General features: G+C 41.1%; 1 protein-coding gene. It reads right to left on the bottom strand.

From position 1 onward, the window contains the following. Window positions 1-533: IS4 family transposase (locus tag H5122_RS20345; RefSeq protein ID WP_182713011.1), on the bottom strand; the 533-nt coding region annotated here is incomplete at both ends.

The following is a 533-nucleotide window of genomic DNA, read 5'->3' as shown; positions in this document are numbered from 1 at the left end:
ATCTCCCAACGATGACAATATAATTCAACAATTTCATTACCTGGATAACGCAATCTATCCGTCATCGAGGTTAATATACGGTAGCTTTTACCCTTTATTGTTTTACTGATTAATCTCGCTTTAATCGTTTCAGGAACATCGGGAAAGTTTTTTTGTGCATGCTTTGTGGTTTTCAATTCAATGATATGGTCATTTTTACCCGCGCTGGAGATGATTTCATACTGTAAGTCGGGCCTTGCTGGTATCAGCCAGTGCCTCATCTCCCCAGTTTGGTGCCAACGGTTTAACAGGCCTAAAGAATAATACCCTTTATCAAACATAGTCAGTGAATTATCTGGTGTACGTTCAATTAAACGCTCAGCTAATTTCATCTCGTTGGTTTTATAGTTATCAAACTCGCTACTGAGCAGTTGATGGCTGGTCAATTCCATATGACAGACCATGCGTATTTGAGGAAAGGCTGTATCACCGTATTGGTTGCTACCTGAAGAGAAGGCTTTACGATTATCAGGCGTGTCGGCTGTTCGCCACAC

It is taken from the genome of Pseudoalteromonas sp. SG43-8, assembly GCF_014164245.1.
GTDB classification, from domain to species: Bacteria; Pseudomonadota; Gammaproteobacteria; order Enterobacterales; family Alteromonadaceae; genus Pseudoalteromonas; species Pseudoalteromonas distincta.
Note: the sequence above shows the minus strand (reverse complement) of the source record. Positions and strands in the feature narration are given on the sequence as shown.